This is a genomic window from Tenacibaculum skagerrakense, from assembly GCF_004345825.1.
Taxonomy (GTDB): domain Bacteria; phylum Bacteroidota; class Bacteroidia; order Flavobacteriales; family Flavobacteriaceae; genus Polaribacter; species Polaribacter skagerrakensis.
The window spans coordinates 265,240-286,518 of the sequence record NZ_SLXM01000002.1; the positions used below are offsets into that span (position 1 = coordinate 265,240).

Annotated in this window: 18 protein-coding genes; 11 read left to right on the plus strand and 7 right to left on the minus strand. The window is 31.1% G+C overall.

Annotation, left to right across the window (positions count from 1 at the left end; all coding sequences use genetic code 11):
• Nucleotides 1-2 precede the first annotated feature (2 nt).
• Nucleotides 3-995, plus strand: a complete 993-nt coding sequence (locus tag EV195_RS05525) for an alpha/beta fold hydrolase (RefSeq protein WP_165915688.1) — start codon at nucleotides 3-5, stop codon at nucleotides 993-995.
• A 154-nt stretch (nucleotides 996-1,149) separates the two neighbouring features.
• Nucleotides 1,150-1,680, plus strand: coding sequence for a hypothetical protein (locus tag EV195_RS05530; RefSeq protein WP_132793784.1), 531 nt, complete (start codon nucleotides 1,150-1,152; stop codon nucleotides 1,678-1,680).
• Nucleotides 1,681-1,864: 184 nt separating this feature from the next.
• Here EV195_RS05530 and EV195_RS05535 read toward each other — a convergent pair whose 3' ends face one another.
• From EV195_RS05535 to EV195_RS05565, 7 genes are all read right to left on the minus strand, one after another.
• Nucleotides 1,865-2,587 carry a YebC/PmpR family DNA-binding transcriptional regulator gene (locus EV195_RS05535; RefSeq protein ID WP_132793786.1) on the minus strand — a complete coding sequence of 241 codons (723 nt, stop codon included), beginning with the start codon at nucleotides 2,585-2,587 and terminating at the stop codon, nucleotides 1,865-1,867.
• Nucleotides 2,588-2,689: 102 nt separating this feature from the next.
• Entirely contained in the window at nucleotides 2,690-2,998 is a 309-nt protein-coding gene (locus tag EV195_RS05540) for a hypothetical protein (RefSeq protein ID WP_132793788.1), read from the minus strand.
• A 3-nt stretch (nucleotides 2,999-3,001) separates the two neighbouring features.
• Nucleotides 3,002-4,234, minus strand: a complete 1,233-nt coding sequence (locus EV195_RS05545; RefSeq protein WP_132793790.1) for an OmpA family protein — start codon at nucleotides 4,232-4,234, stop codon at nucleotides 3,002-3,004.
• Between the two features lie 159 nt (nucleotides 4,235-4,393).
• Nucleotides 4,394-5,128 carry a LytR/AlgR family response regulator transcription factor gene (locus EV195_RS05550; protein WP_132793792.1) on the minus strand — a complete coding sequence of 245 codons (735 nt, stop codon included), beginning with the start codon at nucleotides 5,126-5,128 and terminating at the stop codon, nucleotides 4,394-4,396.
• Nucleotides 5,128-6,951: a tetratricopeptide repeat-containing sensor histidine kinase gene (locus tag EV195_RS05555; protein ID WP_132793794.1), complete on the minus strand. Its 1,824-nt coding sequence runs from the start codon at nucleotides 6,949-6,951 to the stop codon at nucleotides 5,128-5,130. The genes EV195_RS05550 and EV195_RS05555 overlap by 1 nt, the downstream gene beginning before the upstream one ends.
• 3 nt (nucleotides 6,952-6,954) lie before the next feature.
• Nucleotides 6,955-8,598, minus strand: a complete 1,644-nt coding sequence (locus tag EV195_RS05560; protein ID WP_132793796.1) for an acyl-CoA carboxylase subunit beta — start codon at nucleotides 8,596-8,598, stop codon at nucleotides 6,955-6,957.
• A gap of 59 nt (nucleotides 8,599-8,657) precedes the next feature.
• Entirely contained in the window at nucleotides 8,658-10,142 is a 1,485-nt protein-coding gene (locus EV195_RS05565) for a helix-turn-helix domain-containing protein (RefSeq protein WP_132793798.1), read from the minus strand.
• Between the two features lie 127 nt (nucleotides 10,143-10,269).
• On the opposite strand from EV195_RS05565, the gene aceB reads away from it, so the two are divergent.
• The 9 genes from aceB (at nucleotide 10,270) to EV195_RS05610 (ending at nucleotide 21,261) form a co-directional block, all read left to right on the plus strand.
• On the plus strand, nucleotides 10,270-11,865 hold the full coding sequence (gene aceB / locus EV195_RS05570; protein ID WP_132793800.1) for a malate synthase A: 1,596 nt from the start codon (nucleotides 10,270-10,272) through the stop codon (nucleotides 11,863-11,865).
• A gap of 180 nt (nucleotides 11,866-12,045) precedes the next feature.
• Nucleotides 12,046-13,665, plus strand: coding sequence for an isocitrate lyase (locus tag EV195_RS05575; protein WP_132793802.1), 1,620 nt, complete (start codon nucleotides 12,046-12,048; stop codon nucleotides 13,663-13,665).
• A 233-nt stretch (nucleotides 13,666-13,898) separates the two neighbouring features.
• Nucleotides 13,899-15,242: a coiled-coil domain-containing protein gene (locus tag EV195_RS05580; RefSeq protein WP_132793804.1), complete on the plus strand. Its 1,344-nt coding sequence runs from the start codon at nucleotides 13,899-13,901 to the stop codon at nucleotides 15,240-15,242.
• A gap of 83 nt (nucleotides 15,243-15,325) precedes the next feature.
• Nucleotides 15,326-16,375, plus strand: a complete 1,050-nt coding sequence (locus EV195_RS05585) for a hypothetical protein (protein ID WP_132793805.1) — start codon at nucleotides 15,326-15,328, stop codon at nucleotides 16,373-16,375.
• Nucleotides 16,376-16,443: 68 nt separating this feature from the next.
• Nucleotides 16,444-16,806 carry a four helix bundle protein gene (locus EV195_RS05590; protein WP_132793806.1) on the plus strand — a complete coding sequence of 121 codons (363 nt, stop codon included), beginning with the start codon at nucleotides 16,444-16,446 and terminating at the stop codon, nucleotides 16,804-16,806.
• Between the two features lie 80 nt (nucleotides 16,807-16,886).
• Nucleotides 16,887-18,845 (plus strand): AAA family ATPase, encoded by a 1,959-nt coding sequence (locus tag EV195_RS05595; protein WP_132793808.1) that lies wholly within the window; start codon nucleotides 16,887-16,889, stop codon nucleotides 18,843-18,845.
• A gap of 62 nt (nucleotides 18,846-18,907) precedes the next feature.
• On the plus strand, nucleotides 18,908-20,143 hold the full coding sequence (locus tag EV195_RS05600) for a DUF6638 family protein (protein WP_132793809.1): 1,236 nt from the start codon (nucleotides 18,908-18,910) through the stop codon (nucleotides 20,141-20,143).
• A gap of 2 nt (nucleotides 20,144-20,145) precedes the next feature.
• Nucleotides 20,146-20,667, plus strand: coding sequence for a hypothetical protein (locus tag EV195_RS05605; RefSeq protein ID WP_132793811.1), 522 nt, complete (start codon nucleotides 20,146-20,148; stop codon nucleotides 20,665-20,667).
• A gap of 12 nt (nucleotides 20,668-20,679) precedes the next feature.
• Nucleotides 20,680-21,261, plus strand: coding sequence for a DUF4738 domain-containing protein (locus EV195_RS05610; RefSeq protein WP_132793812.1), 582 nt, complete (start codon nucleotides 20,680-20,682; stop codon nucleotides 21,259-21,261).
• Nucleotides 21,262-21,279 lie beyond the last annotated feature (18 nt).

The following is a 21,279-nucleotide window of genomic DNA, read 5'->3' on the forward strand; positions in this document are numbered from 1 at the left end:
TTATGAAAAAAACTTTTTCGCTTATTTTTTTATGCTGTTTTTCAGTCGTTTATTGTCAGGATATTTTTAATTATGAAAGAGAAATTGATAATAAAGAACTCTACGATTTTAAAGAAATTGACTTTGAAAACACAAATAAAAACATAAAACTTTCAGGAACCTTAATAACACCAAAAACTGTTTTTGAAAAAATAGTAATTATAGTACCTGGAAGTGGTCGAGATACAAGACACTCTCATTTTGTATTAGCAGAAGAGCTTTTAAAAAATAATATTGCTGTTTATAGATTTGACGAACGTGGAGTTGGGAAATCTCAAGGTGATTATACTGAGTTAGCGGGTGACTTGTCAATGGATTTAAGCTACGCAATAAAGAAATTACAAAAACAATTTCACAATAAAAAACTTGGAATAATAGGACATAGCCTTGGTGGAATTGCGACTCTAAAGGTTATTAATAATGATTTAGATTTTGTTGTTTTAATTGAAACACCAATTGTAAAAAATGGAGCTTTTCTAGTTAACCAATTTGAAAATAATTATGAAAATAGTATCCCAGAAGCAATGCGAAAGGGAAAAACCAAAACAGAAATCACGTCATTTTTGAAAGGATATATCGACGTAATAAGTAAAAGCACACCTAATTCTACTAAAAAAGAAGTAAAAGAATATATTAAAGAAAAAGGGTTTAAAAAGAGATTTATCGTATTGTTAGATGACACTTTTTTAGTAGAAATGGCAAGAACTAATTTAGAAGATAGGGTAAAGAGTCTTTCTATAGAAACTCTATATCTTACAGGAACAAAAGATAAAATCATCAATCACAAGCAAGAAGTCGATTTATTAAAATCTTTTAAAAATCCAACTATTGAAATAGTGGAGTTTGATGGTCTAAATCATTATTTAACTGATAGAAATGGTAAAATTGGCTCGTCACTTTATGAAATGGATAAAGAACCGCTAAATAAGATTATTAATTGGGTAATGGAAAAATAACTGTGAGTACCAATGGTTATAATCCATTGTGGGTTTTAGACTAAACCAACAAGTTTCCATACTTTTACTTGGCTTGATTCCTACTTCGGAAAATCCTGCGAATTTTTTTCCACAACGGAATCATAGCCGAGACTGTTCTAAAACATTTGATGAAATGAATCGTATCCTACAAATTTTAGGGATTTTGATATTTCTGATTAGTTGTAAATCATCAGAAATCGGACAGCAATCGGAATTTAAAATCGAAAATGACTCTATAAATCTTTATGCTTTTATCGGAGAAAAAATAGCTGTAATTGAATTTGACCCAAATGAAAACAACACTCGAATTAAAATCGACTCAATAACTGGAGATACAATTCGGAGAATGAGTTACATGATGGATAACGGATTCAGGAATAAATATAAAGTTGTGAGAAATATATTTAACGACTTGAAAACAGACACGATTGAATTTGTTGCTTATGACCATTATGGACGTCCAGGATTTGAAAATTATGAAAACGTGATTCTGTACATTTCCTTGAATAAAGAAAAAGGTTATTTCTATCATCAGAAATATCAATATGACGTAGTAGAAAAGACAAAAAAAGGAACTTGGAAAGGATTACATGGAGAAAGCATTGAAAATTTATTTAACAAAAAGAAAAAAGGAGTGCTAACTGCTCGCGGATTATTTGATTAATAAAAAACGTATATATTAAGCTGAAGGCTAAAACCATTTGTTCTCTATTTGTTCTTTATTTGTTCTTTATTTGTTCTTTATTTGTTCACGATTTAGCCAAATACAAACAAAAATAAACGATTGTAAATAAATAAACCCGCTAGTTAACTAGCGGGTTTGTCTTGAAAATATATATTTTCTTTAATTACATCTCCATCGAGTGGTAGACCTGATTTACATCATCATCTTCTTCTAAACGTTCTAAAAGCTTTTCTACTTCCTCTTGTTGTTCTGGTTCAAGTTTTGTCGTTGTAGTAGGAATTCTCTCAAATTCTGAAGAAATAATTTCAATATTATTTTCTTCTAAATATCCTTGAATAGCACCAAATTTTTCAAACGGAGCGTACAACATAATCGTGTTATCTTCTTCGTCAGTAAAAACTTCTTCCACTTCAAAATCAATCATTTCCATTTCAAACTCCTCTAAATCCATTCCTAAAGACTCTTCATTAACCTTGAAGTTTACTACATGATCAAACATAAAAACTACCGATCCTGAAGTTCCTAAGTTACCATTACATTTGTTAAAGGCAGCTCTAACGTTTGCTACGGTTCTGTTGTTGTTATTTGTAGCCGTTTCTACTACAACAGCAATTCCATGAGGAGCATATCCTTCAAATAAAACTTCTTTATAGTTTGCTGTATCTTTATCAGATGCTTTTTTAATTGCACGTGCAACATTGTCCTTTGGCATGTTTGCTGCCTTAGCATTTTGTATAACAACCCTTAAACGAGAATTTGTTTCAGGATTTGGTCCGCCTTCTTTTACAGCCATAACTATTTCTTTACCAATTCTGGTAAAGGTTTTAGCCATAGCAGACCAACGTTTCATCTTTCTTGCTTTTCTAAATTCAAATGCTCTTCCCATTTCTTAAAAATTACGATTAGCAAATGTAAAAAAATCGATGTATTTATAAAAAAGAAACTATATCAATAAAGAAGGAGTTTTGTGTATCAATAGAATCTTGAGTTATTCTACCTGTGGCTGAATTCCACAAGCAAGAGAAATTTCCAATTGTTTTGCTAAGCCTTCTGTAGTTTCTGTTTCACAAATTGTAAGCTCTTTAGCGGTAGTTTCTACAGCGCAAGTACAATTTTCTAAAGAATTATCTGTTTCTATGCAAGCCTCTATAGCGGCATTTATAACTTCTTCTGTCCATTTTTTATTGCAGTTATCATTTTTAAAGTCATTGTTATTGCTTGTTTCGTTACTATTTGAACATGATGCGCTGCAAATTAGTATGATTATAGCTATGGCTACATTTGATAGATTTTTCATGTGCTATTTTTTTATAAATTCTACTCTTCTGTTGGTTGTTTTTTCTAGTTCGGTGGTGTTTTTATTTAAAGGTTCTGATTCACCTTTACCAGAGATGCTTAAACGATCTTTTGATATTCCTTTTTCTATGATTAAATCTTTTACAGCCTGAGCTCTTTTAAAAGAAAGCTCTAAATTGCTTTTTTCGTCACCATCAGAATCTGTGTGTCCTATTATTTCAAAATTCCAATCTGATTGCTCTTGCATAATAGCAACTATCTTATTGATAATTCCCATAGATTGAGGTTTAATAACAGCTTTACCAGAATCAAATAAAATTCCATTAGTAACGTATTTGCCTTTAGAAATAATTTGCTTATACATTTGACCACCACCATGTGCAATACGAATATTTTTTATAGCAACTTTATGATCTTTTTCATAAGAATTCATTTGAATTGCAAACTTTTCAATAGGTAATTTATAGTTTGGAAGATTAGATATTCGATGACCATCGTAATAGATTTTCATTTTACCCTTGTAATATGAAATAGATATACGATGCCAACTATTATTTTCCCCAACAGGAACAGTTTCAAAGTCAAAATCTTTATTATTATCTTTTACAGTTCCTGAAATACCATCTTTTCCTGCATTAATTTTTATATCGCTAATACCAATATAAAAACTCTCTTTTCTAAAAGATATATTATAATCAGTGCTAGGACCATATTTAGGATAAGAATTTACGTAAATATCAAATTCTATGGTGAACTCATCTGATAGATAATTGGGAGAATCAAAAAGAGGAGTAATTCTGTTGTAATCCTCACTTGTAGCGTAAATTACTTTGTCGTTACCTAATTTTGCAATTTCAACACCACCTCTTAGTAAATCCCACTTGGAAGGAAATTCACCAACTTCCTCATATTTTTGATTGTCAAGAAAAATTATTTTTTCACCAGGAATAAATTTAAAATTTCTATATACTTCAGTAGCGTTCTTGTCTTCAATCTTTGTTTCGCTTGAATTTTCTTTAGGGCTCTTAGGGCTTTTATTTTTAGAAGTGTCTTGGTCTTCTTTCTTTTTTTCTTCCTCTTTTTTGCTTAAAACTTCATCAATCTTCTCGTCTGTTTTTTTAGAAACTACTTCTTCAGCTTTTTTCTTTATTTTTTTCCAGAATTGACCTTCGGCGTTGTTTGTAAATGCGAAAAAAAAGGTACAAGAAATTATAAGAATCTTTGGAGTTCTATTCATAGTTGCTTGTTTATTTAATTAATTCTTTGAGTAGAGAATTAATTAGGTTTTTAGATTTGATATACTACAAATAGAAGCATTTCTAGATTTAGGAAAACAGGTTTATTGAATTGTAAGAAGTTTGTCTTGAATTTGATGTGTTTTTTTTTGAGAAAACAGTTAGAGTTTTTTTAAAGCCTGAATTAATAGTTCTTTTTTAGTTTTAGAAACAGGTAAAATGGCTCCATTAGATAAAAGTATTTCTTCATTTTTCTTGTGAAATTTCTCAGCATATTGAATGTTAATTAAATATCGTTGATGTATTCTTATGAAAGCATACGAAGAGAGTTTTTCATCAAAAGATTTTAAAGATTTAGAAACCACTATTTCCTCTTTGTTTTTTAACGTAAAAATAGTGTAACTGTTTTCAGATGAAGCGTAAATAATGTTTTCAATAGGAACAACATGTAAGTTTTCTATATCTGATAAAACAATTTTTTTGTTTTGAGAATTATAGTTATGTAAAAAAGTATTTAGTTTTTCTTTTTGGTCGTTGCTAATTTTACTATCAATTACTTTATTAATTGCTTTACATATTTCTGTAGGAGTAAATGGTTTCAAAATAAAATCTAAAGCACTAAACTTAAAAGCTTCAATGGCATATTTGCTGTAAGATGTGATAAAGATTATTTTAAAATCGGGATTAGGAAATTGTTTAAGAATAGAAAAACCTTCTCCGTCTTCAAGATTAACATCTAAGAGAATAAAATCAGGATTATTTTTTTTAATAAGTGTTATTCCTTTTTTTACTGAAGAAGCTGTGTCTAGAACTTTAATTGAAGAAAAGTTATTTCTAATAATGTCAAGTAGCATAGACACTGTATTTCTATTGTCTTCAATAATTAAACAATTCATTAGTAGCTTTTCTTAGGAAGTGTTAAAGATACTCTGGTTCCATTAGTGTTAGATTGAATATCAAGCTGAATTTTGTAGTTATAAGTGTTTTGTAAGTTTTTTATACGTTCATTTATAACCTCTGTACTTGAATGTTTTTCTAATAAATGATTGTTGGTTTTGTTTTTCATTCCTTTTCCGTTATCGGAAATAATAACTCTTATAGAATCGATATTATTGTAATAGTTTACAGAAATTTTTCCGTTTTCAACAGTTTTAATTCCGTGTTGTAATGCATTTTCTATAAAAGGTTGAATAAGCATTGGAGGAACTAAGTAATCCAAAATGTCGTTGCTAGTTTCAATAGAGAATTCCACATTATTTTGAAAGTTGCTTTTTTGTAAATGTAAATATGCTTTCATAGCTAGAAAATCTTCCTCTATTGTAATAAAGTCTTTTGATGAGTTTTCAAAAATAGAACGCATTAATTTACTGTAATTAGATAAATAATCTAAAGATGCTTTATTCTCGTTGTTATAAATAAATGTTTGGATATTATTTAAAGAATGAAACAGAAAGTGAGGGTTTAATTGTGTTTGAAGGAGTTTGTTTTGTAAAGAAGCTTTTTGTAGGGATTGTTTAGTTTTTTGGTTTTTAAACCATAAGAATAAAAGAGTACCTAGTAAGAAAAAAGTAATAATACCTCCAAATAAAAGGTTTGTTTGATTTTTTATTTTGCTAGATTGAAGTTCGCTTTTAGCATTTAACAAATTAATTTGCTGTTCTTTTTTATCAGATTCGTATTTCGCAGTTATTTCTGTAATTTTTTCTTTTTCTTTTTTTGCGTGTAGAGAATCATTAATTTCTTCTTTTAATTCAGAAAAATATAAAGCGCTTTTAAAATCTTTTAATCCAGTATAGGCTTTTTTATAATTATTGTATATATAACTCTTTAATATGCCGTTTGATTTTGGTAAAGCACTGTCTAAATATTGTATAGCTTCTCTATAGTCTTTTTTTAGTATATAAGTATGAGCAATGTTGTTATAAGTAAAAGAGAGGTTTTTATTGGTCGTTTTTTTCTTTAATTCAAGACTTAATTTACCATAATATAAACCTTTGGCATAGTTTGTTTCTATGTCTGAATAATATAAAGACAGGTTTGAGTAGATAATGCCTAAAATACCATCAACATTATGTTTTTTTGCTAAATTTTCTGCTTCTAGAGATGTTTTTTTAAATTTAGAATATTCTTGATTTTCACGATAAATATTTGCAAGATTTGAAAGTACTTGAAGTTTTAGCAACTCATTATTTTCTGCTAAAATTACTACCTTTTCAAAATAACTCTCAGCTTTTTTGTGGTTTTTAAGTTGTGCGTTAATAACACCAATGTTAGAATAGGTATTTAAAAGTAATTGTTGTTTTTTTGATTCCTCTGTTAAAGTAGCAGCTTTTATGTATAATTCTAGCGCTTTTTCTAAGTCACGCTTTTTATAAGATATGGTAGCTAAATTATGCCATATTTGTCCTTCTATGTGTGGAGGTAGGTTTTTAGAAAGTTCAGAAGTTAAAATAGAATCTGCCTTGCTGAAATCATTTTTAAAGATGTAAACACTACTTTTTTGAGTTAAAGCTTTAGAAATTAAAGTGTCTAAGTTAGTTTTTGTAGCTAAAGACAGTGCTCTTTCGGAATAGATAAAAGCACTGTCTAAATCTTTTAAAAGATAATTTTTAGATATTTTGATGTAATTATCAATTTGGTTAAGATCATTCTCTTGTCCATATAAATTGGTAATAAATACAAAACTTAAGATTGTAAAAATCTTTCTTTTAAAATTCATTTTTTAAACTTGAATAACTCCCAAATTAAAAGGCTTTTCAATTGGCGCATGATTCGCGGCATCAATACCCATAGAAATCCACTTTCTAGTTTCTAACGGATTAATAACAGCATCTGTCCAAATTCTAGCTGCTGCGTAATACGGAGAAATTTGCTCGTCGTATCTTGATTTAATTTTATTGAATAATTCTTCTTCTTTTTCTTTAGTGATTTCTTCGCCTTTTTTCTTTAAAGCGGCAGTTTCTATTTGTAATAACACTTTTGCAGCAGAATTTCCACTCATTACTGCTAATTCAGCACTTGGCCAAGCAGCAATTAATCTTGGGTCATATGCTTTTCCACACATTGCATAATTTCCTGCTCCGTATGAGTTACCTACAACAATGGTAAATTTTGGAACCACAGAATTACTAACCGCATTTACCATTTTAGCACCGTCTTTAATAATTCCACCGTGTTCAGATTTACTTCCTACCATAAATCCAGTAACATCTTGTAAAAATACTAGAGGAATTTTTTTCTGATTACAATTAGCAATAAAGCGAGTAGCCTTATCAGCAGAATCAGAATAAATTACACCACCAAATTGCATTTCGCTAGGTTTGGTTTTAGCACCTTTAGATTTTACAATTTTTCGTTGGTTGGCAACAATACCAACAGCCCAACCATCTATGCGAGCATAACCAGTAATAATGGTTTGTCCGTATCCTGCTTTATACTCGTCAAATTCAGAATTGTCAACCAAGCGCTCTATGATTTCCATCATATCATATTGTTCACTGCGCGCTTTTGGTAAAATTCCAAAGATTTCGTTTTCGTCTTTTGCTGGTGATTTGCTTTCGGTTCTGTTATAACCCGCTTTTTCAAAATCACCAATCTTATCCATTACGTTTTTGATTCTATCTAAAGCATCTTTATCGTCTTTAGCTTTGTAGTCGGTAACTCCAGAGATTTCACAGTGTGTAGTTGCACCACCCAAAGTTTCGTTGTCAATAGATTCACCAATAGCTGCCTTAACTAAATAACTTCCCGCTAAAAATATACTTCCAGTTTTGTCAACAATTAAAGCTTCATCACTCATAATTGGTAAATAAGCTCCACCTGCAACACAACTTCCCATAACAGCTGCAATTTGCGTAATTCCCATGCTGCTCATCACTGCATTGTTTCTGAAAATACGTCCAAAATGTTCCTTGTCTGGGAAAATTTCATCTTGCATTGGTAAATACACACCAGCAGAATCCACTAAATAGATAATTGGTAGTCTGTTTTCTATGGCAATTTCTTGAGCTCTTAAGTTCTTTTTTCCAGTAATAGGAAACCAAGCTCCAGCTTTTACAGTGGCATCATTAGCAACAACAATACATTGTTTACCTTTTACATATCCAATTTTAACAACTACACCACCAGAAGGACATCCGCCGTGTTCTTTGTACATTCCTTCACCTGCAAAAGCCCCAATTTCAATAGAGTCAGTATCCTTGTCTAGTAAGTAATCGATACGTTCTCTAGCGGTCAATTTGCCTTTTTCATGATGCTTTTGAATTCTCTTTTCTCCTCCTCCTAATTTTATTTTGGCTAAACGTTGTTTTAAATCCGAAGCTAATAGTTTATTATGATCCTCGTTTTTATTGAAGTTAATGTCCATAGATATTTGTTTGTTTGCGAGTGCTAAAATAAGAAAATAGGAGCATACTTCAAGGTCTATTACTTATAGGATTCGATTATGCTTTTTACAGTATTTTCAATTTCCTTATAACGTGCTTTTTTGTCTAATAGCCATGGCTCAGAAACACGTTCTTTACAGTCTTTAACCGAGCAAGATTCACAGGTTACGCCAACAACATTTTTCTCAAAAGTATCTTCTTTAAAAAACTTTACTTTTCGTTTTAAGTGTGGAGATAAAAGCATTCCAATACTAATACTTCTGTAGATGTCTTTTTTAAAAGGATCTTTATTAGCAGAGGACAATACTAAATATTCATTTGTTGAATTTTCATAAGACGAAATCTGAATTCCAGATGAAGACTTCTTTTGGTCTGAATTTTCAAAATCTTGTATGGTTTTAATAGAAACCCATCGTCTGCAATAATGTTCTTGATTTCTGTTAGCGTGTGGTGCTTGTTGTTGTGTAATATGTAATTCTTTACTTAACCTAAAAGTAGGAGAGTCTTTTTTATGTGTAAAACGTAAAAAGAATAAGTTTTTAATATTGAAAGCTGTTGGTAAGATGTTTGTTAATCGCTGATAAAACGTTTCGTCCGAGCAATTATAGCTTGTTAAGATTTTATGAAGTCGAACGGGGTTCCAATCTTCTTTGTTAAATAAATCTTTCAATTGTTTAATTAATTGTTCTTTCGGAATAATTAAAGCGCCGGCAAAATAAGAAGCTATAAAGTTATTTAGGACCTGATCGAAACTTTCAAATTTTATCCAAGGAAAGGTGTATAAACGATCTTCAATTTTTAAAAAATTATAGGCAATCTCTTTTGCGTAAATAAACGTCTTTTGTGGTTCAGAGATTTCTTTACTTAATAAAAGTGTATTCTTTTTTGGAATATAAATATTTCGTAAATCAGTAAGTTTTGTGTGCTTAGATAGCTCTTCAGTGTCAATTATATAATTGAATTCTTCAGTTAAAATTTCTTTTAAATCTTCTGAGGTAATTTTTTTAGTTACATCTATTTGATAAGCTTTTGCAAATTTCTCAACGCTTTCTTCGATGTCCTCAAAGTAATTATTGTGTGCTTCTTGATAGGAACGCAAAGAAGCAAGGAAAAAGCTTTCGCGAGTAAGATTGTAATTCTGAGAGATTTTAATAATAGTACTGATAAATGCATTTACTTTTGCAGGAGCATTAGCAATAATATCTATTAAGTTGTTTTCTTGAATACCAAAAAGATCTAAAGGAATTTCTTTAAGGATTTTAGATTGTAAAATCTCTCCAATAGGAGCAAGGTTTTTGTCTAATTTTAAAGAAACTAAATGATCATAAGGTACTTCAAGACTTTCTGCTAAAACAGCAATCTTATCTGTTTTAGGATATTTCTTTCCTTTTTCAATTTCATTTAAATATGATTTTGACAAACCTGTCAATTTCGCTAAACCGAAAAGAGAAAGATTTTTTTCGGTTCTTATTTGCTTCAGTTTCAGCCCAAAAATAAGGCGAATGTATTGTTCTTCTAATAACATAAAATCAAAGTTAAGAATTATAGCGAATTAATAAAAATTGTTTTTTTTATTAATTTAGCGAACGTTCGCTTGCAGAGTTCAAAAAAAATAATTAACATTGTGGTGTAATTATTTAAAAAAGAGAAAAATGGAAACTAAAACAATTCTAAACGAGATTCAGTTTAACGGTTTTGATACTGATGCTTATCAAGCAATTTTAACGCCAGAGGCGAAAGCTTTTTTAATTGAGTTACATGTCAAGTTTAATAATAAACGGTTAGAGTTGTTAAAGGAGAGAGTCAAGATGCAAACGTATTTTGATGAGGGAAACTTCCCTTCTTTTCCAAAAGAAACTGAGTCTATCAGAAATTCTGATTGGGTGTGTAAACCATTACCACAAGATTTATTAGATAGAAGAGTGGAAATTACAGGACCTGTAGATAGAAAAATGGTAATTAATGCGTTGAATTCTGGTGCTAAAACATTTATGGCAGATTTTGAAGATAGCAACTCGCCAACAATTTCAAATATCTTAAACGGTCAGCAAAATTTATTAGATGCAAATACGAAAACGATTTCGTATTACAACGAAGCGAAAGATAAAACTTACGAGTTAAATGATGAAACAGCTGTTTTATTAGTAAGGCCAAGAGGTTTGCATTTAAATGAAAGACATTTTATGTTGGATGGAGAAGAAATGTCGGGTTCGTTAGTAGATTTTGGGTTGTATTTCTTTCATAACATAAGAGTATTACTAGAACAAGGAACAGCAACGTATTTTTATTTACCAAAGCTAGAGCATTATTTAGAAGCAAGATGGTGGAATGAAGTGTTTGTTTTTGCACAAGAATATTTAGGCGTTCCTCAAGATACAATTAAAGCGACAGTGCTGATTGAGACAATTACGGCAAGTTTTCAATTAGACGAAATAATTTTTGAGTTAAAAGATCATATGGCGGGCCTTAATTGTGGAAGATGGGATTACATTTTTTCATACATTAAAAAGTTTAGAAATCATGAAGGGTTTTTAGTGCCAAACCGTGCGCAAGTAACTATGAGCTCGCCATTTATGAAAGCGTATTCTCAAAGAGTAGTACAACGTTGTCATGTTCGTCGTGTTCATGCAATGGGAGGAATGGCTGCTCAGATTCCAGTAAAAAACGACGAAGCAGCAAACAAGGCGGCTTATGCAAAAGTTGAAGGAGATAAGTTGCAAGAAGTTAAAAATGGACATGATGGAACTTGGGTTGCACACCCAGGATTGGTAAAGGTTGCAATGGATGTTTTTAATGAGTACATGCCAACTCCAAATCAAATTCATAATAAGCGAGAAGATTTGGTTGTAACAGAAGAAGAATTGGTTGAAATGCCTGTTGGAACTGTTACCGAGACTGGAATTCGTGAAAATATTAATGTAGGGATTCTTTACATAGAAAGTTGGTTGTCTGGTAATGGAGCTGCGGCTTTATATAATTTAATGGAAGATGCAGCAACTGCTGAAATTTCGAGAACTCAAATTTGGCAATGGCTACACAAAGGTGTTCGATTAGAAAGTGGAGAAGTGTTTGATGTAGAAATGTATCAAGATCTGAAAGCTCAAGAAATCGAAAAAATTAAAGAATTAGTTGGTCAAGACTCATTTAAAAATAGACGATTTGATTTAGCGATTCAATTGTTTGACGATTTAGTCTTATCAGAGGATTTTGAAGAGTTTTTAACACTTTCAGCATATCAATATATATAATAACAATCACACGTCATTACGAATGCAGTAAAACGAAATGAAGTAATCTGAAGTAATCAAGAGAGGGATTTCTTCGTGCCTCGCAATGACACGAAATTTAAAACAAAAAAGCCCCAAAAATGCGGCAACATTTAAAGGGCAAGTCATTAGTATAAACAACTTATTTAGAAATACAAAATTATGAAAAATTTACCACAAGGAAGTTACAGTTCTGCATTAGAAACGGTAAGAAGCTTAAAAGAAAAGTTCGGAAGTTCTTGGAATGCTATTAGTCCAGAAAGTGCAGCGAGAATGGCAACTCAAAATCGTTTTAGAACTGGTTTAGATATTGCTAAATATACAGCTTCAATTATGAGAAAGGATATGGCAGATTATGATGCTGATGCTTCTCAATACACGCAGTCATTAGGTTGCTGGCATGGGTTTGTGGCGCAACAAAAAATGATTGCAGTAAAAAAACATAATAAAACTACAGATAAAAAATATTTATACTTATCAGGTTGGATGGTAGCAGCGTTACGCTCTGAATTCGGACCGTTACCTGATCAATCTATGCATGAAAAAACGGCAGTTGCTTCTTTAATTGAAGAGATTTATGATTTTTTACGTCAAGCAGATGCAATTGAGTTAAATGATTTATTCAGAAGATTAGAAGCAGGGGAAGATGTACAAGATCAAATCGATAATTTCGAAACGCATATTGTGCCAATTATTGCTGATATCGATGCTGGATTTGGAAACGAAGAAGCAACGTATTTATTAGCTAAGAAAATGATTCAGGCTGGTGCTTGTGCAATTCAAATTGAAAATCAAGTGTCAGACGCAAAACAATGTGGTCATCAAGATGGGAAAGTAACAGTTCCGCATGAAGATTTCATTGCAAAGTTAAATGCAATTCGTTACGCATTCTTAGAATTAGGAGTTGAAGATGGAGTTATTGTTGCAAGAACAGATTCTGAAGGAGCTGGATTAACACAAAAGTTACCAGTTAGTCAAGAGCCAGGAGATTTAGCTTCTCAATATTTAGATTTTGTTGAGTGTGAAGAAGTTTCTCTAGATCAAGTTTCTAATAACGAGGTTTTATTAAAGAGAGAAGGGAAATTAGTTCGTCCTGTAAGATTAGTAAATGGATTGTATAAATTCAGAGAAGGTACAAATATCGATCGAGTAGTGTTAGATTGTATAACGAGTTTACAAAATGGAGCAGATTTATTATGGATTGAAACACCAACACCACACGTTGGACAAATTGCACATATGGTAAATAGAGTTAGAGAAGTTGTGCCAAATGCTAAATTAGTTTATAACAATTCACCATCGTTTAACTGGACATTAAATTTCCGTACGCAAGTGTATGATGCAATGGTAGAAGCTGGAGAAGATGTATCCGGTTATGACAGAGCAAACTTAATGGATGCGAAATACGATGGTTCTGAATTATGTAACAGAGCGGATGAGAAAATTAGAACTTTCCAAATGGACGGTGCAAGAGAAGCTGGAATTTTCCACCACTTAATTACATTGCCAACATATCATACAACAGCATTACATATGAACGATTTAGCGCAAGGATATTTTGGAGAAAAAGGAATGTTAGCTTATGTTGAAGGTGTACAACGTCAAGAAATTAGAAAAGGAGTTTCTTGTGTGAAGCATCAAAGAATGGCAGGTTCAGATTTAGGAGATGACCACAAAACATTCTTTTCAGGAGAGAATGCTTTAAAAGCAGGAGGAACTAAAAACACCTCTAATCAGTTTGATGCAAAAACTACCGAAGAAGTTGCAGTAGCAACGGTTTAAAAAAAACACTATAGACCTTTTCAGGTTATAGTTAGTTGTTTGTTTACATATATTTCTAGTTTGAAGTAAGAGCCGCTTTTGTCAGGAAAGCGGTTTTTCTTTTTTAGGGAAAAATCATGTAACATTTTGAAGAAAATAGCTACATATTATTTGTTGAATAATTATTTTAAATAATTTTTTTTAACGAAATTGCTAACTTTAAAAATTGTACAACTATAAAAAACGCACGCAAAATGTCTGATGATTTTGATTTATTAGAAACGAACTCTAACGAGAAAACAGAAAAAGTTGATGTTAATTGGGGGAAAGCTATTGATAGCATGAAGTCTAAATTAGCTCAAGAAGATGACCCTCAGGTCAGACAGAAAATATTAAACGCAACATTAGACGATGTTGTGAATATGGCAGAAAAAGACAGAACTACTCTTTTAGATGCTATTAAAGATTTAACAGATTATCAAGATGAAGTAGGAATTATCTTTGAAAAGTTTTCTTCATTAAATGCGGCTGAGCAAAAAATTATTGATGACGCTCAAAAAGCATTAGAAAGAGCAAAGGTAAAGCTAGAAGATGCTCAAAACAAGCCAGATACTTGGTGGAATAACCTTTGGGGTAGAAAAAGTAAAATTGCCAAAGCTGAGCAAGAATTAAAAGAAGCGGAGAAAGTTCGTGCGGGAGCAGACAATAGAGCCAAAGCAATGTTTCAAGAGCGAATTGAAAGTGCAGATGTACAAACATTACTTTCAGAATTATCATTCAAATCTCAGGCTGCTGTTACGCGTTTGAAAGAGCGTGAAGTAGAAATAAAAGAAGTAGAGGATAAGTTACAAGTAGCTATTGTAGAAGCGACTAAGAATCATACAAAAGCTTTAGAAAAAAAGAAAGAAGTTGAAGGTCAATTAGAAGAACAATATGCGTTGTTAAAGCAAGCTCGTCAAGAGTTAGAAGAAATTGCTGACAAGCAATCTGCAGAATATGCACAAGCTATTGGAAAAGTTACCAAGTTAGAGCAAAAAGTTGAAGAATTAGAAGGATTGAAAAATGCCTATACTACTTTGGCTGCGAGTAAAGATAGTTTCGTTCACAAGCATAACTTAACGATTAAGGTGTTAACTTCTTTGCGTAGTAACTTACAAACACATAGAGCAAAATTAAAATCAGATACTGAAGAACGTTTAAAATATTATGATGGATATATCGTAGCATTAAAAGCAAGAACCGACCAAGAGTTTGCTGCTATCTTAGAGCATTTAGGTGTAAAAACGGATGAGCATATTGGTGAAACTTTAGCGGCAATGCATACAGCAAGTGCTAAAGCGCGTCAAGAAATGATGGATAATATTCCTGTTCACGAGAAAGTAATGCAAGGTGTTTACAGTTCTTATGCTGAAGCTTTACAGGAAATTCGTAGTAAGGATTCTGAAATTCAAAAGAATTTTGCAGATCGTTACGGAATAGACATGAAAGAATTATTTGAAGATTATTACAAAGCTGACGCTAACGCTCCTTCAGGAGGAAACGATAATCCTACAAATAATCCTGAACCTGAATCAAAAGATGACGATATGTTATCTTAAAATAATACATTCTACAGTTAGCAGTTTTTAGTAATCAGTTTTCTGATGACTGCTAACTGTTATACTACTAACTGCAAACTATAATGATTGTAACTCCTTTAGATTCTGCTATACTAGATTCAAAAGAGCAATACATATTTTATCATAAAATGGTAGATTTTGTTCTTAAAGAATTGATTGTTAATATTCAAAGACAAAATTTATGTAGCAGTCAAGAGCTTGTTATTTTTAAACAGTATACCGATTTGTTATTGTATTCTATTGAAGCGATGCGTGTTAAATACATGTACGATGAAGATGATAACATGAAAATCGATTTAACAGAATCTGGCTTTCCAAATTATTTAGAGTTTAGGTATCTCTACAACGACCTAGAACTCAAAAAAGAATACATCAGCAAGCTTGAAAATATTGAAGATTTAAAAGAAGAATTTTTAGATTCTTTATTAAGAAAGAAACAAAAAATAAAACAACGTAGGTTGTTTCAGGCTTCTTCTGTGGTATATTATAACTTTGTTAATCAGCAGTATATTTTTAATCGATTTGTTCAAGGAAAGATTGTAGAAGCACCTGAAAATAGTCCGGCAGATTTATTAACAAGTTGGAGTTTTTATGATGTTTCGGATAACAGACCGTATATATGCTTTATGTATTTTAATTTTGATGGAAAACGCATAGAGGATTATAAGGATAAATTATACGCAATACTTCGCGAAAGCGGAGATAGAAATATGGCGCTTGATACCTTAGCGTATAATATTGACAGAAAACTACCTGATGTAAATCCAAAATATATTAAGAGGATTGATTTAGGTCCTCTACATAATGTTTTTGCTAAAGATGAAAACTTAATTACACATGCAATTCTAGAAGGAATAGCAAAGAAAGAAATTCCATTAGAGTCGTATGCATTATCGTTTAAAACAGATGAGGTTTTTTCTGGAGGCACTTTTAAAGAAGGAGGTTTCTTTTCAAAACAAATTTTACAAAAATGGAATGATGTAGAGCACAGAAAATATGTTTTCGCTCCACATAGAATCATACAATTATTGTACAACAAAACACCTGAGGTTTTAAATAAGTTGGCAAAAGAACCAATTCAAACGTCAGATTTAAAAATTGATATAACTTAAGTATTCAGTCTACAGTTTGTAGTATTCAGTAAAGTTTAATATTGCTATTAAGAAAAAAAGAAAAAGAGATGAGTTTTAAAACATTATTGGCATATCAAAAGGGGTTTGATGTTGCGATGGATATTTTTAGTCTAACTAAAGAATTTCCAAAATCAGAGATGTATGGTTTGTCTTCTCAAATGATTCGTTCTAGTAGAGCCGTTTGTTCGGCTATTGCTGAAGGTTACAGGAAAAGACAATATATAAAACACTTTAAAAGTAAACTTTCTGATGCTGATAGTGAGAATTCAGAAACTCAGCTTTGGTTAGAATTTGCTTTAGCTTGTAATTATATAACCAAAGAAAAGAAAGAGTTATTAGAGAATAAAAGTATAGAAATTGGGAAGCTCATCAATTATATGATGATTCACCCAGAAAAATTCGGAGTTTAAAAAGAAACAAAAAACATCAGTGAAGTTAATGAGTAGTATTAAACTGTTTACTGCTAACTAAAAACTGTAAACTAAAGAATATGGAACACAATTCAACATTTCCAATAAAGAAAAATGAATTAGATATGCTTCGAGACGAAGCTAGTGGATATTTAAAAAGTATTCAGTGGGAGCAAAGTCAAAGAGCAAAAAATAAAGATAAAGAAGGTAAGGATGAATCAATTTTATTGTTTTTGTCTAGAGCAAATGGTGGAGGAGCATCAGAGATTACTTCTGTTTCTAAAACAATATTAGCGTTAAAGAAACGATTGTTACCAGATTCAGTAGCGCTTCCAGTATTTTTAAACCAAACGCTATATGCAGTTCAAGAAGGATTAACACTGGGAATTTGGATTAAAGATAGTTTTACAGATGCATCAGGATTGTCTGGATTAGCTGAGAGAAGATCTGCTTTAGATGCAAATGGGAAAAGGGAGTTTGAAAGTAAAATGCAAACAGCTACAGCATTTCAATTATTTGCCACTGCTTATAAAATTTTACACGATTTAAAACCGCATGCTTCAGATGATTTATCGGTTATGAAACAGAAGTTTGCAGGTATTCCAGAAGTATCTTTCTTTTCACCTTTAAAAGGAATTTCTTGTTGTCTATTTTATTATGATAAGTATTTATCACATCCTGAAATTATCAGCTCTGATAAAGATGTAATTGATTTTACAGTTGTGTATTTTGAGGCTTTAATTGATGAAATTAACCTTAGAAAAAGTAGTTTAGAATACACAGAAACTATAACGGATAGAACTTACAAACTTGAAAACTCAGATTTTGCAGTTTCTGGTTGGGAAAATACCTTTAGCGGAACAGCAAAAAGCGTTGAGTTTAATAAAATTCAGTTTGAGCAGATAGTCGGAAATAAAGATGCAAAACACTTTGCGCGTCGTTTAACGGAGCGTATGTTAAGCTACGATTTTGATGCTCAAAAGAATCCATTTCAAGAATTAGGTGGATTTATGCCTGTTTTTATGGGATATGGTATTCCTGGAACTGGAAAGAGTATGTTAATTGCTGCTATTGCAACACGTTTGAAAGAGCATTCTGATAATTTAGATATTCCGTTCTTATTTCATCCAATGCCAGATACGCTAATTTCGACTTTTCAAGGTGGTTCAGCAGAAAAAATGGTTGAATGGATGAAGCCAATGCAAGATCCGACAAAATTAATTTTTGCACCAATTGATGATGCTGAAAATAACTTACAAGAACGAACTGCTCAAGGTGTTTCGGCAGGTGTAAAAGAAGTAATAGGTGTTTTCTTGCGTTATACGGAAGGAGCTTACGCTGTAAATTATGGAAATAGTTCAATCGGGTTGTTTACAAACCTTCCTGAAATGTTAGATAAAGCAGTAATTTCTCGTGTGCAAGGTAGATTTAAAATCGATGGAGCAAGAACTGAAAATGACTTTTTAGATCAAGATTATATTTGGTGGAAGAAGTTCCAAAAAACAATGCCTGACTTCGTAAACATGTCAGATCCTTCTAGTTATAATTATTTAGCAGATCAAGGATTTGTAAAAAGTATGGGTGATGTTCTAAGCAGTATTGAAAAACCAACAGAAGAACGTGTTCATGAAGTTTATGATCGAGTTGAAAAACAGTTTAAGTCAAATGAACATATGTTTTTTGCAAGTTTATACAAAGAGATGCAAAAAACATTTCCTTTCTTTTCTTCTAGAGATGTCCGAAATATTCAATCGGCAATTTCTTTGCGTTTAACAGATTTTGATTTAGAGCAAGATTGGTTTGAGAATCCTGAGGTTTATTTCAAAAAGGATTATGAAACCAAATTTAATATGTTGCAAGAATTAATGAAAGCAAACATGAAAGGACTGAATTTCTCTGAAATTAGAAGGCAAGAAGTAGTTCGTTATCTTGATAATGTTGCAACAATTGCAGATACGGACTTTAAACGTAAAGTGGACGCTCGTATCAATCAGATGAATATTGAACTAGAAGCGAGAGAACAGTTTGATAAAAGATAAAAGATTTAAAGTCTGAGGTTTGTTTATATAAAAAACTTTAGATTTTTAATTTTAAACTAAATATGCAAAGACTTAAAGAAGCAGATTTATATAAAGGAGAATTAATACCAATTAGTGGTAAATTGGTTGAACGTTATAATAAATGTTTGACTAAGCTTGGTTTTACTGAAACGAAGTTAACCTCGTTTTTTATTGATGGCATTGGATGGAGTCCTGAAGTTGCAGAGGAAAAAGGAGAAATACATTATTTAAATCATGGAGATGCGAATCCACATTGCATTGTCATTACACCTTTGCAAAAGGGATTGCCAATTTATAATCCGTTTCATTCGTTCGACAAAGAGTTAATGAAATTGGTTTTTAAAAAACATCAACAACAAATTGAAAATATAACGAGAGATTCCGCTATTTGTGTTGATTTTGACCAAGATATTGACGTGTTTTATGAACCGCTAGATGTATTAAAATACAAAAATATTACTGTAAAATTTAGATTGGTTGATGATTTAGATAAAGCAAAAGAAGAACAATTACAACTCATTGAATTGTTTAGAAAAGATAATAATTTTATTGATGAAACCATTCATCAACAGTTATTAGATTCTGCTAATACATATGGTGATTTAAGAGAACGAGAGGTACGTCTTGAAAATATTATCTATGAAACAGAATCTTTTTACACTGAAGCTTTTGGAGGGATTTATGTACTAAAAAGTTTCTTGTCTCCCATTTTGGTTTTTGAAGATATGGAAGTTTACAGAGAAGTTATTAATGACACCTCTAACGATGTGTTTATGTATCATATTTCTCATGAAGAATTAATTGAAAGACTAACTTCTCATCTAATGATTGAATGTGATGTAGATTCTGAAATTACGTTGCAACGTTATGACCGAATAAAAAAGTTTGTTTTATCAGAATACATAGATAGCGAAACTCATTCTGTAAAAGATGTCTTAAATGATTCGATGTTATTTAAAGGCTATTTGAATAAGATTGATATTACTGCTCGAAAAAGAGTGATGGGATTAGATCGTTATTTAGAGAAAAAGAAATCAGATCCTAAAACCAAAGTAAGCGATTTTGTAGATAGAGATATTCTTGTGGCATTACACAGTCCTCATTCATCATTAGGGCCTAACGAACAAGATTTGGTATGGAAACTTTTGGTGAGCATATCACCTAAAGATGTATTATTTTTATACTGGTACGATAAAGAAATTTTTTACAACTTATACCAAACCTGGAATAGTTCGTTAAAAGATTGGGTAATAGAAACTATTAAGAAAAACATATAACCATGACTCTAGAATTAATACTTTTTGTAGCAGCAATATTATTTGGAATAGTATTGTATTGGAGAGAATCCAACGGAAATAAATTGTATCGTGTTTTCAATAAAATAATGTACTCCAAAGAGTTACAAATGAAAGAAACAGATACTAAAGGTTTTGTATATCAGCAATCTTTTATGTTGCGTTTAGTTTTTATAACTTCTTTGTTTTTAGTAGGAATTATAATTGCTCAATTCATGCTTCCTATTAGTGTTACAACCGTTTCTTTATTTATGTCAATGATTGTAGGAACTATTGTCGGAACCTATGTTGCCGGTTTTATATTTAAATCAGGAGAAATTATTGAAGAACGCTCAGATTCTTTAGGGGATATTGTTAAGGAAACAATAGACAAAGGAAAAGACTTTATCGAGGAGTTAAAATCAGAAAAGAAGGAAGAAATTGTAGAGGAAGTAAAAAAGGAAGAAGCTCCTAAAGAAGATCAAAAAAGCGCAAGAGAACGTTTAAAAGACAAAGGACTATTATAAAGTTAAAAATAGATGAAGCATAGTATATATTTAGTTTTAGTGTCTATTTTGGTCATCATATCTTGTAAAGAAAAGACCGAAGCATCTACAGAGATTAGTCCAATAAAGTCGCAAAAAGAAATTATTAATACTGTAAAAGAAAGAACAAAAGATTCGATAGTAATTACATACTTTCCAAAAGAGAAAGATACATTTAAGTTAGATACCTTAATTTCTAAAAATAATATCCGTATTGTTTTAATTGATACTTATATACCAGATTCTTATGTTATTGATTCTTTTGAGGTAGAAAAGGGATTAGTATACGAACATAGATACCGTAATGCAAAAACTGATGTTCAAATTTTCAAGGATGAAAAAAAATTAGTGGATACTAGTTTTGTAAAAGAAAGTTTCCTAAACGAGACAAATAAAGAATTAATCAAAGCAGGTAATTTACATGGTATATGGATTAAAAAAGTAAATAACAACATTATTGATTTCTTTGGCTCAATTTGTAAGCCAGATACAGATTGGTGTTATGATTTTTACCATACGTATGATTTGAATGAAGATAAATTTGTTACCAAGGAATATATTGATCCAGAAGAATAAAAAATTACAAAAGAATTT

What these genes read in the sequence shown, in the direction of transcription:
- EV195_RS05525 (WP_165915688.1), top strand. Translation starts at nt 3, where the DNA reads ATGAAAAAAACTTTTTCGCTTATTTTTTTATGCTGTTTTTCAGTCGTT.
- EV195_RS05530 (WP_132793784.1), top strand. Translation starts at nt 1,150, where the DNA reads ATGAATCGTATCCTACAAATTTTAGGGATTTTGATATTTCTGATTAGT.
- EV195_RS05535 (WP_132793786.1), bottom strand. Translation starts at nt 2,587, where the DNA reads ATGGGAAGAGCATTTGAATTTAGAAAAGCAAGAAAGATGAAACGTTGG.
- EV195_RS05540 (WP_132793788.1), bottom strand. Translation starts at nt 2,998, where the DNA reads ATGAAAAATCTATCAAATGTAGCCATAGCTATAATCATACTAATTTGC.
- EV195_RS05545 (WP_132793790.1), bottom strand. Translation starts at nt 4,234, where the DNA reads ATGAATAGAACTCCAAAGATTCTTATAATTTCTTGTACCTTTTTTTTC.
- EV195_RS05550 (WP_132793792.1), bottom strand. Translation starts at nt 5,128, where the DNA reads ATGAATTGTTTAATTATTGAAGACAATAGAAATACAGTGTCTATGCTA.
- EV195_RS05555 (WP_132793794.1), bottom strand. Translation starts at nt 6,951, where the DNA reads ATGAATTTTAAAAGAAAGATTTTTACAATCTTAAGTTTTGTATTTATT.
- EV195_RS05560 (WP_132793796.1), bottom strand. Translation starts at nt 8,598, where the DNA reads ATGGACATTAACTTCAATAAAAACGAGGATCATAATAAACTATTAGCT.
- EV195_RS05565 (WP_132793798.1), bottom strand. Translation starts at nt 10,142, where the DNA reads ATGTTATTAGAAGAACAATACATTCGCCTTATTTTTGGGCTGAAACTG.
- aceB (WP_132793800.1), top strand. Translation starts at nt 10,270, where the DNA reads ATGGAAACTAAAACAATTCTAAACGAGATTCAGTTTAACGGTTTTGAT.
- EV195_RS05575 (WP_132793802.1), top strand. Translation starts at nt 12,046, where the DNA reads ATGAAAAATTTACCACAAGGAAGTTACAGTTCTGCATTAGAAACGGTA.
- EV195_RS05580 (WP_132793804.1), top strand. Translation starts at nt 13,899, where the DNA reads ATGTCTGATGATTTTGATTTATTAGAAACGAACTCTAACGAGAAAACA.
- EV195_RS05585 (WP_132793805.1), top strand. Translation starts at nt 15,326, where the DNA reads ATGATTGTAACTCCTTTAGATTCTGCTATACTAGATTCAAAAGAGCAA.
- EV195_RS05590 (WP_132793806.1), top strand. Translation starts at nt 16,444, where the DNA reads ATGAGTTTTAAAACATTATTGGCATATCAAAAGGGGTTTGATGTTGCG.
- EV195_RS05595 (WP_132793808.1), top strand. Translation starts at nt 16,887, where the DNA reads ATGGAACACAATTCAACATTTCCAATAAAGAAAAATGAATTAGATATG.
- EV195_RS05600 (WP_132793809.1), top strand. Translation starts at nt 18,908, where the DNA reads ATGCAAAGACTTAAAGAAGCAGATTTATATAAAGGAGAATTAATACCA.
- EV195_RS05605 (WP_132793811.1), top strand. Translation starts at nt 20,146, where the DNA reads ATGACTCTAGAATTAATACTTTTTGTAGCAGCAATATTATTTGGAATA.
- EV195_RS05610 (WP_132793812.1), top strand. Translation starts at nt 20,680, where the DNA reads ATGAAGCATAGTATATATTTAGTTTTAGTGTCTATTTTGGTCATCATA.